The 14,812-nt window shown below is 58.6% G+C and carries 15 protein-coding genes; 8 read left to right on the top strand and 7 right to left on the bottom strand.

Annotated features, from left to right (window positions below; all coding sequences use genetic code 11):
• Positions 1-274 precede the first annotated feature (274 nt).
• Together msrB and ACMGGE_RS07815 are read left to right on the top strand one after the other, a co-directional pair.
• Entirely contained in the window at positions 275-688 is a 414-nt protein-coding gene (msrB, locus tag ACMGGE_RS07820) for a peptide-methionine (R)-S-oxide reductase MsrB (RefSeq protein WP_008500710.1), read from the top strand.
• Between the two features lie 41 nt (positions 689-729).
• Complete coding sequence (locus ACMGGE_RS07815) at positions 730-1,002, top strand: YeaC family protein (RefSeq protein WP_023327144.1); 273 nt, start codon at positions 730-732, stop codon at positions 1,000-1,002.
• Positions 1,003-1,053: 51 nt separating this feature from the next.
• Here the strand turns inward: ACMGGE_RS07815 and ACMGGE_RS07810 are convergent, their stop codons facing one another.
• The 4 genes from ACMGGE_RS07810 to sppA all read right to left on the bottom strand — a co-directional run bounded on the left by ACMGGE_RS07810 (position 1,054) and on the right by sppA (position 6,115).
• Complete coding sequence (locus ACMGGE_RS07810) at positions 1,054-2,307, bottom strand: glycoside hydrolase family 18 protein (RefSeq protein WP_048027506.1); 1,254 nt, start codon at positions 2,305-2,307, stop codon at positions 1,054-1,056.
• A gap of 220 nt (positions 2,308-2,527) precedes the next feature.
• On the bottom strand, positions 2,528-3,169 hold the full coding sequence (gene pncA / locus ACMGGE_RS07805; protein ID WP_126534342.1) for a bifunctional nicotinamidase/pyrazinamidase: 642 nt from the start codon (positions 3,167-3,169) through the stop codon (positions 2,528-2,530).
• A gap of 9 nt (positions 3,170-3,178) precedes the next feature.
• Complete coding sequence (gene ansA, locus ACMGGE_RS07800; RefSeq protein WP_008500705.1) at positions 3,179-4,195, bottom strand: asparaginase; 1,017 nt, start codon at positions 4,193-4,195, stop codon at positions 3,179-3,181.
• Between the two features lie 63 nt (positions 4,196-4,258).
• Positions 4,259-6,115 (bottom strand): signal peptide peptidase SppA, encoded by a 1,857-nt coding sequence (sppA, locus tag ACMGGE_RS07795; protein WP_023327147.1) that lies wholly within the window; start codon positions 6,113-6,115, stop codon positions 4,259-4,261.
• Between the two features lie 167 nt (positions 6,116-6,282).
• Here sppA and ACMGGE_RS07790 point away from each other — a divergent pair, with 167 nt between their 5' ends.
• The 3 genes from ACMGGE_RS07790 (at position 6,283) to ACMGGE_RS07780 (ending at position 9,906) form a co-directional block, all read left to right on the top strand.
• Positions 6,283-6,834: an NAD(P)H nitroreductase gene (locus ACMGGE_RS07790; protein ID WP_045910240.1), complete on the top strand. Its 552-nt coding sequence runs from the start codon at positions 6,283-6,285 to the stop codon at positions 6,832-6,834.
• 116 nt (positions 6,835-6,950) lie between these two features.
• Complete coding sequence (gene selD, locus ACMGGE_RS07785) at positions 6,951-7,994, top strand: selenide, water dikinase SelD (protein ID WP_021241055.1); 1,044 nt, start codon at positions 6,951-6,953, stop codon at positions 7,992-7,994.
• Positions 7,995-7,998: 4 nt separating this feature from the next.
• Positions 7,999-9,906, top strand: a complete 1,908-nt coding sequence (locus ACMGGE_RS07780) for a DNA topoisomerase III (RefSeq protein ID WP_420293613.1) — start codon at positions 7,999-8,001, stop codon at positions 9,904-9,906.
• Positions 9,907-9,977: 71 nt separating this feature from the next.
• Here ACMGGE_RS07780 and gdhA read toward each other — a convergent pair whose 3' ends face one another.
• Entirely contained in the window at positions 9,978-11,321 is a 1,344-nt protein-coding gene (gene gdhA, locus ACMGGE_RS07775) for an NADP-specific glutamate dehydrogenase (RefSeq protein ID WP_420293612.1), read from the bottom strand.
• Between the two features lie 229 nt (positions 11,322-11,550).
• On the opposite strand from gdhA, the gene ACMGGE_RS07770 reads away from it, so the two are divergent.
• A complete protein-coding gene (locus ACMGGE_RS07770; RefSeq protein ID WP_045910243.1) occupies positions 11,551-11,829 on the top strand; it encodes a DUF1496 domain-containing protein in 279 nt (92 codons plus the stop codon).
• Here the strand turns inward: ACMGGE_RS07770 and ACMGGE_RS07765 are convergent.
• Complete coding sequence (locus ACMGGE_RS07765; protein ID WP_420293611.1) at positions 11,786-12,205, bottom strand: pyrimidine (deoxy)nucleoside triphosphate diphosphatase; 420 nt, start codon at positions 12,203-12,205, stop codon at positions 11,786-11,788. The genes ACMGGE_RS07770 and ACMGGE_RS07765 overlap by 44 nt on opposite strands.
• A gap of 75 nt (positions 12,206-12,280) precedes the next feature.
• On the opposite strand from ACMGGE_RS07765, the gene ACMGGE_RS07760 reads away from it, so the two are divergent.
• Both ACMGGE_RS07760 and ACMGGE_RS07755 read left to right on the top strand, forming a co-directional pair.
• Complete coding sequence (locus tag ACMGGE_RS07760; RefSeq protein ID WP_229225698.1) at positions 12,281-12,850, top strand: carboxymuconolactone decarboxylase family protein; 570 nt, start codon at positions 12,281-12,283, stop codon at positions 12,848-12,850.
• On the top strand, positions 12,843-13,460 hold the full coding sequence (locus ACMGGE_RS07755) for a CDP-alcohol phosphatidyltransferase family protein (protein ID WP_420293610.1): 618 nt from the start codon (positions 12,843-12,845) through the stop codon (positions 13,458-13,460). The genes ACMGGE_RS07760 and ACMGGE_RS07755 overlap by 8 nt, the downstream gene beginning before the upstream one ends.
• Here the strand turns inward: ACMGGE_RS07755 and ACMGGE_RS07750 are convergent.
• The gene (locus ACMGGE_RS07750) at positions 13,457-14,764 is read right to left on the bottom strand and encodes a rhodanese-like domain-containing protein (protein WP_420293609.1); all 1,308 of its coding nucleotides are present in this window, start codon (positions 14,762-14,764) and stop codon (positions 13,457-13,459) included. The genes ACMGGE_RS07755 and ACMGGE_RS07750 overlap by 4 nt on opposite strands.
• Between the last annotated feature and the right edge of the window lie 48 nt (positions 14,765-14,812).

Raw genomic sequence — 14,812 nt, 5'->3', positions numbered from 1 at the left:
TCAAGCGGAATCGTGTCAATCATTGCGACAAATCAATCCTGTGACTAACGTTTGTGCGACTGACTCGCCTCACTTTCCCTTTGAGCTTGCAACCACATGGGGGCTGCGCCCGGAATTTTAAAGTCCTCGCAGGATAAAAATGTGAATGTGATCACAATTGCCTGACCGCCTTTTCGCGACACATAAGTTTAGATCAAAAGTGCACGCAAGGGTGTTAATGTTTTGTTAGAATGCGGGATAAAAGATGTCTGTTTCTACAGCGAGATGTAAGCATATGTCGAACCAACGTAACCCTGACGATTTGAAAAAAAACCTCACAGAAATGCAGTTTTACGTGACGCAGAACCACGGAACGGAACCCCCGTTCACCGGGCGTTTACTGCACAACAAGCGGGACGGTGTCTACCACTGCCTGGTCTGTGATGCCCCGCTGTTTAATTCACAAACGAAATTTGATTCGGGCTGCGGCTGGCCGAGCTTTTACGAGCCGGTGAGCGATGAGGCTATCCGCTATCTGACCGACTCGTCGCACGGTATGGTGCGCACCGAAATTCGCTGCGGCAACTGCGATGCGCACCTTGGCCACGTCTTCCCGGATGGCCCTCAGCCAACGGGCGAGCGTTTCTGCGTGAATTCAGCCTCAATGAGCTTCACTGACGACGAAAACGGCGACCAGATCAAGGGTTGAAAAAACGATTCAGCAAATTATTCCTTCGAAAGGGCGGGATTGTGAATATTGAAGACATGATTAGCGGGATGACGCCGGAAATTTATCAGCGTCTGGTCACCGCCGTAGAGCTGGGAAAATGGCCCGATGGCGTCGCGCTGACCCCGGAGCAGAAAGAGAACAGCCTGCAGCTGGTGATGCTGTGGCAGGCGCGCAACAACACCGACGCGCAGCACATGACGATCGACACCCGTGGCCAGATGGTGATGAAGAGCAAGCGTGAGCTGAAAGAGGACTTCGGTATCACGCCGAAGCCGATTGCGACTTTCAAATAAGGCTCTCCCTGTAGGCCGGGTAAGCGCTAGCGCCACCCGGCACACTACCCCTTAGTGTGGGATCCCGAGCGACGCCGCCAGCTGCTTCGCTAACTGGTTTTCGTCATCCGCGCCATACTCCCAGAACATCGCTCCGGCGAGCCCTTTCTCTTTGATGTAGTCCGCTTTGATCGCCACGGATCGCGGGTTCTCATACGAAATCGCAAACAGCGCGCTGCCATCGGCACCTTTCACCGAGAGCCACGGCACCTTTGCCTGGTCGTCCCAGTGTTCAGTAAAGCGTTTCTGCGGATCGTTCAGCAGCTTTTTGACGATATCGTTGTACTTCACGTAGGTATCTTTGGTCAGGTCATAGCCGAGTGACTTGAACAACCCAATCTCCTGCGGCCCGAAGTAGGGCTGAGTGGCCGGATTTTTTTGCGCATCGGGTTTCGTCCAGTCAATGCCCGGTTCCACGGCGCGTTTCGGTACGCGGCCATAGAAACCAATCCCGAGATTCATCTGCTGCGGCTTCAGCCCGGCGGCCAGATAGTTGTTCACCACAAAATCGACGCTGTATTTGTCTGCGGCGGCCACCGTCGGCCAGGTGCTGGAGTCATACAGGTTGGCATTGAAGTACTGCGTGCCGTACGCCATGTCGTAGGTCATCAGGTTGATGTAGTCGAGCAGGGGCGCAATGGCTTTCACATCCACCCAGCTTTTCGGACTTTCCGCATTCGCGCCTACCGCAATGGTCACCAGCTTTTTATGCCCGAACGCGTCGCGCATCTCCTTCAGCAGGGCGGTAAAGTTATCCCGGTCGGCGGGCTGGCTTGCCACCAGCCCCCAGGCACCGTTGACCGGATACTCCCAGTCGAGATCGATCCCGTCCAGACCATATTTTTCGACAATCTCCTGTGCGGAGCGGATGAACACCGCGCGGCTCTCTTGGGTTGCCGCTGCGCCAGAGAAGCCACGCGCGCCCCAGCCGCCGACGGAGAGCAGGACCTTAAGATTTGGGTTTTGCTTACGCAGAGTGGGGATTAAGGCCAGATCGGACGCCACTTTTGGCGATAGCCAGATTTGATGCAGCTTCGCCGGATCTTTCAGCGCGGCGTTGGTTTCGTCTTTTTCGTCGTTATAGACCAGACCAAACGAGTAGTTCAGGTGGGTGATCTGGCGAACGTCCAGTTTATTGATATCGCCACCCGGTCCGGCGGTGACATCGCCACCCCCGTTAAAGTAGCCCACGGACATCAGGGAACTGGCGGAGGCAACTGACGCGCAAAGCAAGGGTAATGCTGCCAGCAAGGGCAAACGTTTCATACAAGTTCCTCTTTGACTTAATAAAATTAACCACGCCACGGAAAAGGCGTGGCGAAAAAACAGCCTAAAGAGAATAGCATTGCCGCTTCGCTGAGGTTGCGAGGGAGTTCACTTTATGGGAGATCGGAGGGGGGTTGCCGGGTGGCGCTGACGCTTACCCGGCCTACAAAACCAAAGAAGTAGGCCGGGTAAGGCGCAGCCGCCACCCGGCTTAAAAGGCCTAAGCCTGCGTTTCCAGCCAGTCTTCGAGCGTATACAGCGTCGCGCCTTCCGCAGCCATATCCATAAACGCCTGGGCGCTGTCCTGCGGGTGAATGTTCACCCCGCGGCAGCCGTCGGTGATGACGCTGACGGTGTAGCCTAACTGAAGCGCATCCAGCACGGTGAACTTCACGCAGTAGTCCGTTGCCAGCCCCAGCACAATCAGCTCCGTGATTTCATGGTGACGTAACCACGCATCGAGAGCGGTTTTCTGACGATGCCCGTTATCAAAAAACGCGCTATAGCTGTCGATAGCCGGGTTTTCGCCTTTGTGGAACACCGCATCGATGGCCTTTTGATTCAGGAGCGGATGCAGCGCCGCGCCTTCCGTCTGCTGTACGCAGTGATCCGGCCAGAAGGTTTGCGCCAGCCCGTCGAGTTCACCCTGGGTGAAGGGCTCGACATTGTGCTGGCTGGCAAAGCTGCCGTGATTTGCCGGGTGCCAGTCCTGGCTTGCGACAACCGCTTCACCACGGGCTTTGCACCAGTCAATCAGCGCGTTGGCCACGTCAACGGTGCTGTCACCTTCGGCGACGGCCAGCGCACCGCCCGCGCAGAAATCATTTTGCAAATCGACCAGGAGCAGGGCGCGTTGCTTCATGAGACCTCCTTATTCGTCAGGCGTCAGTTCGCCGCGCAGGTTTTGCATCATCGCGCTGCGAATGGACTGAATGTCCAGATCCTGACTCAGTAAATAGTGAAGTTTAGTCAGCGTTGCCTCAACGGTCATATCGAAACCGCTGATCACCCCCGCATGCGCCAGCGCGTTGCCGGTGGCATAGCCGCCCATATTCACTTTACCGGACATACACTGGGTCAGGTTCACCACCACAATTCCACGCTCGCTGGCTTCCTGAAGCTCTTTCAGGAATTCACCGTTCTGCGGCGCATTGCCCACGCCATAGGAGCGCAGAATCAGCGCCTTCACCGGCTGGCGCAGGAAGTTACGCACCACGTCCGCAGAGATACCCGGATAGATGGTGACCACGCCAATCGGTTGCGGAGTAATCGGATGCACAATCAGCTCGCCCGCGGTGTTCGGTGCAGGAGGGGTTCCCAGACGACGGATATGAATACCGGCCTCCAGCAGCGGCTGCAGGTTAGGTGAGGCAAAGGCGTCAAAGCCGTCGGCGTGGGCTTTGGTGGTGCGGTTACCGCGATAAAGACGATTGTTAAAGAACAACGACACTTCGTTAATCGGGTAATTCGCCGCCACGTACAGGGAGTTCAGCAGGTTGATTTGCCCGTCGGAGCGCAGTTCCGCCAGCGGGATTTGCGACCCGGTGACGATAACCGGCTTGCTCAGGTTCTCCAGCATGAAGGAGAGCGCCGAGGCGGTAAACGCCATGGTGTCGGTACCGTGCAGGATCACGAAGCCGTCGTACTGGTCGTAATGGGCTTTAATGTCATCCGCGATGTGCTGCCAGTCTTCCGGCGTCATGTCGGAGGAGTCCATCAGCGGCTCGTATTCGTGGATAGTAAAGTCAGGCATTTCCGGGCGGTGGAATTCGGGCATCAGCGCAAGCTGACGCTGCAGGTGGCCAGAGACGGGGATATAGCCGTTTTCGGAGCGCTGCATACCGATGGTACCGCCAGTGTAGGCTACATAAATCGATTTCTTCTGCATGGTAGTGAGTTCTTGTTCTTCAAAAGAAAAAAATCCCCTCTTCGCGGGAAGAGGGGACGGTTTTTAACGGACGTTCGCGCAGGTCAGGCAAAACGCGTAACGACTCTGTGGATCGTTAAAGGCCGCAAGCTTATCGCTTTCCGCCTTCATCGCTTTTGCCGCCGTGGCGACCGGCGCAGGCAGGTAAGCCTGCAGCGCCTCCGGCAGCATGGCGCGTACCGAGCCGGACATGCTGTCCATGACCATATCGAAGAACGACGGTTCGTCCTGGTAATACTCGATATGCCACTGCTTCAGCTTCGCCAGTTCGGCGGCTTTCTTCACCGCGTCATCGAAGTCACCCAGGCTGTCCACCAGTCCGTTGCTCTTCGCATCCTGACCGGTCCAGACGTGGCCCTGTGCAATCTGGTCGATCTGCTCAGGCGTCTTTTTACGCGAGTCTGCGACCAGGGTGATAAAGCGTTTATAGCCGTTCTCAATGCTGAGCTGCATCATCTCAGAGACTTCCGGCGGCAGGGATTTGGTCACCGAGACATCCGCCAGCGGAGAAGTCGCTACGCCGTCAGTATGCACGCCCAGAGAATCCAGGCTGTTTTCTACGGTGTTGATCACCCCGAAGATACCAATCGAGCCGGTCAGCGTGCTTGGGTTAGCCACGATGTAGTTGGCTGGCGTGGAGATCCAGTAACCTCCGGAGGCGGCCATTCCGCCCATCGAGACGACGACCGGCTTGCCGGCGGCGCGCGCCGCGGCCAGTTCAGCGCGGATGACTTCGGAGGCGCTGACGCTACCGCCAGGGCTGTTGACCCGCAGGACAATCGCCTTCACTTTCGGATCCAGGCGCGCATCGCGGATTTGTGACGCGGTGGTATCGCCACCCACGTTCCCCGGGGTCTCCTGACCGTCCATGATCGCACCGTTAGCAAAGACCACCGCGACGCTGTCACCGTTCTCATCCGGTTTCTTCGTCGAGTAATCATACATGCTGATGGCGCTGTAATTTTTGTCCTCTTTGCTCCAGCCAAACTGTTTGCTCAGGGATTTTTCAATCTCTGCGCTGGTGCCCAGGGCATCAACCAGTTTGTTATCGAGCGCATATTTCGCGGTATCGCCGTCAACCTTACGCAGGCCTTCCAGCACGCCCTGCGCGCCAGGGAACACCTGCTCAGGCGTAATCTGACGGTTCGCGGCAACGGTGCCCAGATAGTTCTGCCACAGCTCACCAATCCAGCGGCTGTCCGCTTCGCGGGCGGCAGGGGACATATCGTCGCGGATAAACGGCTCCACGGCAGATTTGTACGTACCGACGCGGAAGACGTGGGTGGTGACCTTCAGCTTATCGAGCAGCGATTTGTAGTACAGGCCGTTGGTGGCAAAGCCGTGCAGATCGACCGTACCCTGTGGGGAGAGCCAGATCTTATTGGCGAAGCTCGCCAGATAATATTGTCCCTGGCTGTAGCTGTCGCCCACGGCAATGACCGGCTTGCCGCTGTCGCGGAATTCGCGCAGCGCTTTACCGATGTACTGCATAGACGGCTGATCGCCGCCGGCAAAATCTTTCAGATCCAGCACGATGCCGGTGATGTTGCGGTCATCTTTGGCCTGACGGATGGCATCGACGATATCGAACAGGGAATTTTCCTGCAGACGGTCTGAAGTGGCGCCAAACAGCTGACGGCTGATTACGCCCAGACGGTTGCTGGCTGACGGTTTATCAACGATTACGCCGGTGATATCAAGTAACAAGGCCCCGCGAGTCGAATGCTGCGCCTGATTCGCGTTGCTGATGTGCATCCAGATACCCGCGCAAACCAGAACCAGCAGGATGAAGAAGATGTTCATCACCAGGTTGCGGACGAAGTTGAGCAGTCGCCACGTCCATTTAAAGAAACCGGCAATAATTCGCCAAAGGGTTCGCATGTATTCTCCCTAACCAGAAAATGACTGTTTCCGTCGCCACTGGACGGTAATGTTGGGTTATCGTAATGACCCAACCGCCACTTGTCAGCAGGAATCGCCTGCCAGGCTGTAACAAAATCTGCCGTCGTGTTAATTTTATGAGTAAATTTCAAGAAAGGAGTTAACCAATGGACGCACTCGAACTGCTTGTTAACCGCCGTAGCGCTTCCCGTCTGGCCGAACCTGCCCCGGCAGGCGAGCAGCTGGAGAACATTCTGCGGGCCGGCATGCGTGCCCCCGATCATGGCACACTGCAGCCGTGGCACTTCTTTGTAATTGAAGGCGAAGGACGCGATCGTTTCAGCCAGCTGCTGGAGCAGGGGGCGCTGGCCGCAGGGCAGGATGAGAAGGGGATCGACAAGGCGCGTAATGCCCCGTTCCGCGCCCCGATGATCATCGCCGTCGTGGCAAAATGTCAGGCGGGCCATAAGGTGCCGGTCTGGGAGCAGGAAATGTCCGCGGGCTGTGCGGTGATGGCGATGCAAATGGCCGCCGTCGCGCAAGGCTTCAACGGTATCTGGCGCACCGGTGCGCTGACCGAAAGCCCGGCGGTCCGTGACGGTTTTGGCTGCGGTGAGCATGACAAAATTGTCGGTTTCCTCTACCTCGGCACCCCGCAGCTTAAAGCCTCCAGCACCATCAGCGTGCCGGACACCACGCCTTTCGTCAGCCGCTTCTGATAACGCACGCTAAACTGTCTGGATTCTGAGCATCTGCCGCAGAATTCAGACAGTCATACTTACCTCTTTATGGAATGAGCGCTACCATAGCGCGATTGAGATGACAGGAGACGTCCATGAGCGAGCAAACCATTCGTTTAACGCAGTACAGCCACGGAGCCGGTTGCGGTTGTAAAATTTCCCCGAAAGTGCTGGAGACCATCCTGCACAGTGAACAGGCGAAGTTTGTCGACCCGAACCTGCTTGTCGGCAATGAAACGCGCGACGATGCTGCAGTTTATGACTTAGGTAACGGCACCAGCATTATCAGCACCACCGACTTCTTTATGCCGATTGTCGACAATCCGTTCGATTTCGGGCGCATTGCGGCCACCAACGCCATCAGCGATATCTTTGCCATGGGCGGTAAGCCGATTATGGCGATCGCCATTCTGGGCTGGCCGATCAACACCATCCCGCCGGAAGTGGCCCGTGAAGTGATTGATGGCGGCCGTTTCGCCTGCCAGCAGGCAGGAATTGCGCTGGCCGGTGGTCACTCTATCGATGCGCCGGAGCCTATCTTCGGCCTGGCCGTCACCGGTGTGGTGCCGACCGAACGCGTGAAGCGCAACAGCACCGCACAGGCGGGCTGCAAGCTGTTCCTCACCAAGCCGCTGGGTATTGGCGTGCTGACCACCGCCGAGAAAAAGTCCCTGCTGAAACCGGAGCACAAAGGGCTGGCAACCGACGTCATGTGCCAGATGAACCTCGCCGGTGCGGCGTTCGCCAATATCGACGGCGTGAAGGCGATGACCGACGTGACCGGTTTTGGTCTGCTGGGGCACCTCTCCGAAGTGTGTCAGGGCGCGGGCGTGCAGGCGCAGGTCTGGTATCAGGACGTGCCGAAGCTGCCGGGCGTGGAAGAGTACATTGCTCAGGGCGCGGTCCCGGGCGGTACCCAGCGTAACTTCGCCAGCTACGGTCACCTGATGGGCGAAATGCCAGAAGAATGGCGCAACCTGCTGTGCGATCCACAAACCTCCGGCGGCCTGCTGCTGGCGGTGACGCCGGAGTCCGAAGCCGAGGTCCAGGCCACGGCCGCCGAGTTCGGCATTACCCTGACGGCGATTGGCGAGCTGGTAACCGCGCGCGGTGGCCGACCGATGATTGAGATCCGTTAATTCGATGCGGTTGTTTATTGCCGAAAAGCCGAGCCTGGCCCGTGCCATTGCCGATGTGCTGCCCAAGCCGCATCGCAAGGGCGACGGCTTTATCGAATGCGGTAACGGGCAGGTGGTCACCTGGTGTATCGGTCACCTGCTTGAGCAGGCGCAGCCGGATGTCTATGACAGCCGCTACGCCCGCTGGAATTTGAACGATCTGCCCATCGTGCCGGAAAAATGGCGCCTGCAGCCCCGGCCTTCAGTCACCAAACAGCTCAACGTGATCAAGCGCTTCCTGCATGAAGCCGAAGAAATCGTGCACGCGGGTGACCCGGACAGGGAAGGGCAGCTGCTGGTGGATGAGGTGCTGGACTATCTGGAGCTGGCGCCGGAAAAGCGCCAGCAGGTGCAGCGCTGTCTGATCAACGACCTCAACCCACAGGCGGTGGAGCGAGCCATTTCGCGCCTGCGCGCCAACAGCGAGTTTATTCCGCTGTGCGTCTCGGCGCTCGCGCGTGCCCGCGCCGACTGGTTGTACGGTATCAACATGACCCGCGCCTACACCATCCTCGGGCGCAACGCGGGCTATCAGGGCGTGCTCTCCGTGGGGCGCGTGCAGACGCCGGTGCTGGGGCTGGTCGTGCGTCGTGACGAAGAGATTGAGAACTTCGTCGCTAAAGATTTCTTTGAGGTGAAAGCGCATATCGTCACGCCTAAAGACGAGCGCTTTACCGCCGTCTGGCAGCCGAGCGATGCCTGCGAGTCGTATCAGGATGAAGAGGGGCGTTTGCTGCACCGTCCGCTGGCGGATCATGTGGTTAACCGCATTACCGCACAGCCGGCTATCGTTACCAGCTATAACGATAAACGGGAATCAGAACCCGCGCCGCTGCCGTTCTCGCTGTCGGCCCTGCAGATTGAGGCCGCGAAGCGCTTTGGCCTCAGCGCGCAGAACGTGCTGGATATCTGCCAGAAGCTCTATGAAACCCACAAGCTGATCACCTATCCGCGTTCGGATAGCCGCTATCTGCCGGAAGAGCATTTTGCCGGTCGTCATTCGGTGATGAACGCCATTAGCGTGCATGCGCCGGATCTGCTGCCGCAGCCGGTGGTGAACCCGGACACCCATAACCGCTGCTGGGACGACAAAAAGGTGGACGCCCACCACGCGATTATCCCGACGGCGCGCGCCAGCAACGTCAACCTGACCGACAACGAAGCAAAGGTCTATAACCTGATCGCCCGCCAGTACCTGATGCAGTTCTGCCCGGACGCGGTGTTTCGCAAATGCGTGATCGAACTGGAAATCGCGAAAGGGAAATTCATTGCGAAAGCCCGTTTCCTTGCTGAAGCAGGCTGGCGCACGCTGCTGGGGAACAAAGAGCGTGACGAGGAGAACGACGGCACGCCGCTGCCTGTGGTTGCTAAAGATGACGAACTGCTGTGCGAGAAGGGCGAAGTGGTTGAGCGTCAGACTCAGCCGCCGCGCCATTTCACCGATGCGACGCTGCTGTCCGCGATGACCGGCATCGCCCGGTTCGTGCAGGATAAAGATCTGAAGAAGATCCTGCGCGCCACCGACGGTCTGGGCACGGAGGCGACCCGCGCGGGGATCATCGAGCTGCTCTTTAAGCGCGGTTTTCTTGAGAAAAAGGGGCGCTATATCCATTCGACCGAGCCGGGCCGCGCGCTGATTCACTCCCTGCCTGAGCTGGCCGCCAGGCCGGACATGACCGCGCACTGGGAGTCGGTGCTGACGCAGATCAGCGAGAAGCAGTGCCGCTATCAGGACTTTATGCAGCCGCTGGTGGGGACGCTTTACCAGCTGATCGATCAGGCGCGCAGCACGCCGGTGAAGCGCTTCAGAGGGATGGTTGCACCAGGCGCGGGTGCGAAGAAACCGTTTAAAAAGAAGAAGAGCGCGGCCTGATACGGCCGGTTTTCTCCCTCTCCCTGTGGGAGAGGGCCGGGGTGAGGGCACCCGGCCGCACGATATAAACCTTAAATCACACCCTGCCCAATCATCGCATCCGCTACCTTCACGAACCCGGCGATATTCGCCCCGCGCACGTAATTGGTTTGCGATGCTTCACCGCCATATTCCACGCACGCATGGTGAATATCCAGCATGATATGGTGCAGGCGCGCGTCCACTTTTTCCGCCTTCCAGCCGAGACGCGCGGCGTTTTGCGCCATCTCGAGGCCGGAGGTTGCGACGCCGCCCGCGTTGGCGGCCTTGCCCGGTGCAAACAGCACGCCCGCTTCCAGGAACAGGTCCGTCGCATCGATCGTGGTCGGCATGTTCGCCCCTTCGGCCACCGCTTTTACGCCATTGCTAATCAACGTGCGGGCGGCTTCAGCATCCAGCTCGTTCTGCGTGGCGCACGGCAAGGCGATATCCACCGGCACGCCCCACGGCTGTTTACCTTCGAGGTAGGTCAGGCCAAACTCCCGGGCGTAATCCGCCACGCGTCCATCGCGGCTGGCTTTGATTTCACACAGGCGCGCCAGCTTCTCTGCCGTGAAGCCCGCTTCATCCACCACCGTTCCGCTGGAATCAGAGGCGGTCACTACGCGAGCGCCAAACTGCATCGCTTTCTCAATCGCGTACTGCGCCACGTTACCGGAGCCGGACACCGCGACGCGCATACCTTCGAAGCCTAAGCCGTGACGCTTGAGCATGGCTTCGGTGAAGTAAACCAGACCGTACCCGGTCGCTTCCGGGCGGATCAGGCTCCCGCCAAACGACAACCCTTTGCCGGTAAAGACGCAGGCGCTGTTGTTGGAGAGCTTTTTCATCATCCCGGCCATAAAGCCCACTTCACGTCCGCCCACGCCGATATCACCGGCAGGCACGTCGGTGTCAGGACCAAGATGGCGATAGAGTTCGGTCATCAGCGCCTGGCAGAAACGCATCACTTCGCCTTCGCTTTTGCCTTTCGGGTCGAAATCGCTGCCGCCTTTCCCGCCGCCCATGGGCAGCGTGGTCAGCGCGTTTTTAAAGGTCTGCTCGAAGCCAAGGAATTTCAGAATCGACAGATTCACGGACGGATGGAAACGCATGCCGCCCTTAAACGGGCCGATGGCGGAGTTAAACTGTACGCGCCACGCGCGGTTAACCTGCACCTGGTTGCGATCGTCCACCCACGTCACGCGGAACTGGATCACGCGCTCTGGCTCGACAAGGCGTTCAAGCAAAGACATCTGGCGATAGCGCGGGTTTTGTTCAAGGAAGGGCCACAGGGTGGTCATCACTTCACGCACGGCCTGGGCGAACTCGCTTTGGTGCGGGTCGCGCTGCTGAACGTAGGCAAGGAAACTTTCCAGAGAGCGTGTCTGATCCATAGATATAAGAACCTCTTATAATAATGTTTGTATATGACTTATGCGTTTTGTGTTGTTTTTTTGACTATACCACCCGTACTGCTTTGTCTGGCAAGCAGAAATTCAGGGCGAAAGGGAAATTAATGAAATGAGCTGCGTCATAACCAAAAGCGATGACGAGATATATTAAAGGTTCCGCGCTGGTTTACCGTTATAGTCATTATCAAGGGAACAACAGGAAGATGTGTCTATGAACCGTTATCTACTGACCGCATTATGTGTGATCTTTACCGCAGGTGCGCAGGCTGACCGCATTCGCCCGGACGTGGAAGTGAATGTGCCGCCGGAAGTGTTTAGCTCCAGCGGCCAGAATCAAACGGTGCAGCCCTGTAATCAGTGCTGCATCTATCAGAATCAGAACTACTCGGAAGGGGCCGTGGTGAAAGCGGAGGGCGTTCTGCTGCAGTGCCAGCGCGACGAGCGCGTTATTGGCACGAACCCGCTGGTCTGGCGTCGCGTAAAACAATAAACGCTTCCAGCAGGGGAATATCCGCGGGGGCTAAGGCGTAGCCGAACGCCTCTTCCGGCGTACACCACGCCAGCGCGCTGTGGTAGTGCGCCATGAGCTCGCCGCTAAACGCAGGAACGTGCCAGGCGTGCAGGTTGATTAACCGCTGCGAGACTACACGCAGGTGGCTGGCCACGTATTGCGCAGGGCGTGCTTCAATACCTAACTCTTCACGCAGCTCGCGGATAAGCGCCTCGGGCTGGGTTTCTCCCGCCTCGACTTTGCCGCCTGCAAATTCCCACATGCCCGGCTGGTCGGCGTGGGCAGGGCGCTGTGCCAGTAAAATTTTGTCGTCTTTTTCGATGATGGCGGCAACGACATCGAGTGTTTTCAGCATGGTCGTCAATAATTGATGGCAAAAAAAGACATATTATCGTGCCCTTTCTCAGAGTCCAGCTATCAGGAGAATCAGGTGAAAGAGACTACCGCCTGGGTTGCCCCTATCGAATCCCTTCCCGCCAGCCTTAAACCCATTGCCGTGATGCAGAAAAAGCATTTTGGCGCCGTGCTGAATCCCACGCGCTGGTGGGGGCGCATGCCGCGTCTGTTCTGGCTGGTGGCGCTGTTCGTCGGTTTTCTGGAGCGTCGTCGCGCGCGCCTGACGCCCGTGCTTCGTTCGCTGCTCATGACGCGGGTGTCCCAGCTCTGCCACTGCGCTTTCTGTATTGATGCCAACAGCCTGCGGCTTGCCGAGCGCTGCGGGGCGCTGGATAAGGTGCAGGCCGTGAGCGACTGGCAGGGTTCCGCCTTGTTCACGGATCAGGAGCGCGCGGCGCTGGCCTACGCCGAGGCGGTGACCGCCACGCCGCCCCGGGCGGATGAGGCCATCAGAGCGGCGCTGAAGCGTCACTTTACGGATGACGCTATCACCGAGATGACGGCGCTCATTGCCTTTCAGAATCTCTCTGCCCGCTTTAACGCCGCGCTGGATATTCCGGCGCAGGGGCTGTGCGCCACCTTTAACGAGACGCCTCATGCTTGATCGCCACCTTCATCCGCAGATAAAACCGGCTCTGAATCGTCTGGTCTCTGTGCTGGACCGACCGGGAATAACGCCCGACGGATTAACCCTGACCGGGTTTGCCATCGGCGTGCTGGCGCTGCCGTTTCTGGCCCTTGGCTGGTATCCGGCGGCGCTGGCCGTCATCGTGCTGAACCGCCTGCTGGACGGTCTGGATGGGGCGCTGGCGCGCCGCAGAGGGCTGACCGATGCGGGGGGATTTCTCGATATTGCGCTCGATTTTCTGTTCTACGCCCTGGTGCCGTTTGGCTTTGCGCTGGCAGCACCCGTTGAGAATGTGCTGGCCGCGGCCTGGCTGCTGTTTGCGTTTATCGGGACCGGCAGCAGTTTTCTGGCGTTTGCGGCGCTGGCCGCGAAGCACGACATCGACAACCCCGGCTATGCGCACAAGTCGTTTTATTACATCGGCGGGTTAACGGAAGGGACGGAGACCCTCGCGCTGTTTGTGCTGTGCTGCCTCTTTCCGGCGCACTTTACGCTTTTCGCGTGGGTATTTGGCGCGCTGTGCTGGTTGACCACCACAACGCGCATCTGGAGCGGCTACGTGACGCTGAAGTCACTCAACCCTTAGAGCGCGCTTTCAGGCCCGCGCTCACCGGTCGTCACCGGGTTCTGCGGGTGACTGCTCCATTCGTACCAGCCGCCGTCATAGACGGCGATATTCTTCCAGCCCATCGCCCGGGCGTACATAAAGGTTTCGGACGCCCGCCAGCCGGTGCCGCAGTAAAACGCTACGTGCTGTTCCGGCAGAATATTCCAGCGCTTCCACTGGGCGGCGATGTCGTCTGCGCTGCGCATGGTGCCATCCGGGTTATGGAAATCCTCCATGTGGGTAGCATCGCTGCCCGCGTGGCCCCAACGGGCACCGGCAATTTCACCTTTTGGCTTGATGTAGCTGTAGCCGCTGGTTTCGCCGATGAACTCCGGCCACGAGCGGATGCTGACCAGGGAGGCATCCTGACGGTGCAGCATGCCGCGCGCCTGTTCCATATCCACCATCAGCTGCGGCTGACCGGGGATCGGCGCGCCAAAATCGGGGGCTGGCGTTACTTTACCGGGCGTGCCGCGCTCAACCGGCAGGCCTGCATCTGACCACGCCTTCCAGCCGCCGTCGAGAATACGCACATCCTTCACACCCGCATACAGCATAATCTGCGCCACGCGCGCGGCGGCGTAGACGTCGCGGCCATACAAGATGACGGTGGTGTCGTGACGGATCCCGTGCTTCGCCAGCATCGCTTTCAGCTTGTCGTCGGAGACTTTATTCCACAACGGTTCGCTTTCCACCTCGTTGGTGTCGATATAGCCCGCGCCGGGAATGTGGTTCAGCAGGTAAAACTTCGGTGCACCCCAGGCGGCTTCGATCACTTTCCAGTCGCCCGCCGGTGCGGCAGTCACGGGTTTACCCTGCTGGAGCCGGTGGATCCACTGTGGGTAAACCAGCTGTTCAAAGTGGGGCAGACGCTGAAGGCGGTCTGGGGTCTGCAGTGCGTCACTGAGCAGCGAAACGTGGCGGTAACCGGCTTTCTCCAGGCGGGCTTTTACCGCCTGGTTATCGTTCTCGTCGCCGTACAGCGCGATGGTCGTCGCAGGGGTAAGCTGATGCTGTTTGGCCCACAGCGCAATCTGCTCGTCGCTCATGGCGCTGAGCCAGGCGGCAGCAAGGTTGAGTGCGGTGGGTTCATGCCCGGAGGGGCCGCTGAGCGTCTGCGGCCAGCCGTTATAGAAGGCGCTGGCGCGTGTGTCGACAGGCGTGCCGTGCTGTGTCTGAAGCTGAGACAGCGTGATGGCGTTGGGCATATCAGCCGCCAGCGAGGAAAAAGAAGCGAGGCCGCAGAGCAGGGCCAGCGCGGTCAGTTGAGAAACACGTTTCATCGAATAACCTGACGTCAATAAAAGAGGGGGGCATTGTCGTCTCTCCCG

The organism is Enterobacter sp. BNK-22 (assembly GCF_048684805.1).
Taxonomy (GTDB): Bacteria; Pseudomonadota; Gammaproteobacteria; order Enterobacterales; family Enterobacteriaceae; genus Enterobacter; species Enterobacter quasiroggenkampii.
This window is presented reverse-complemented; position numbering and strand designations above follow the sequence as displayed.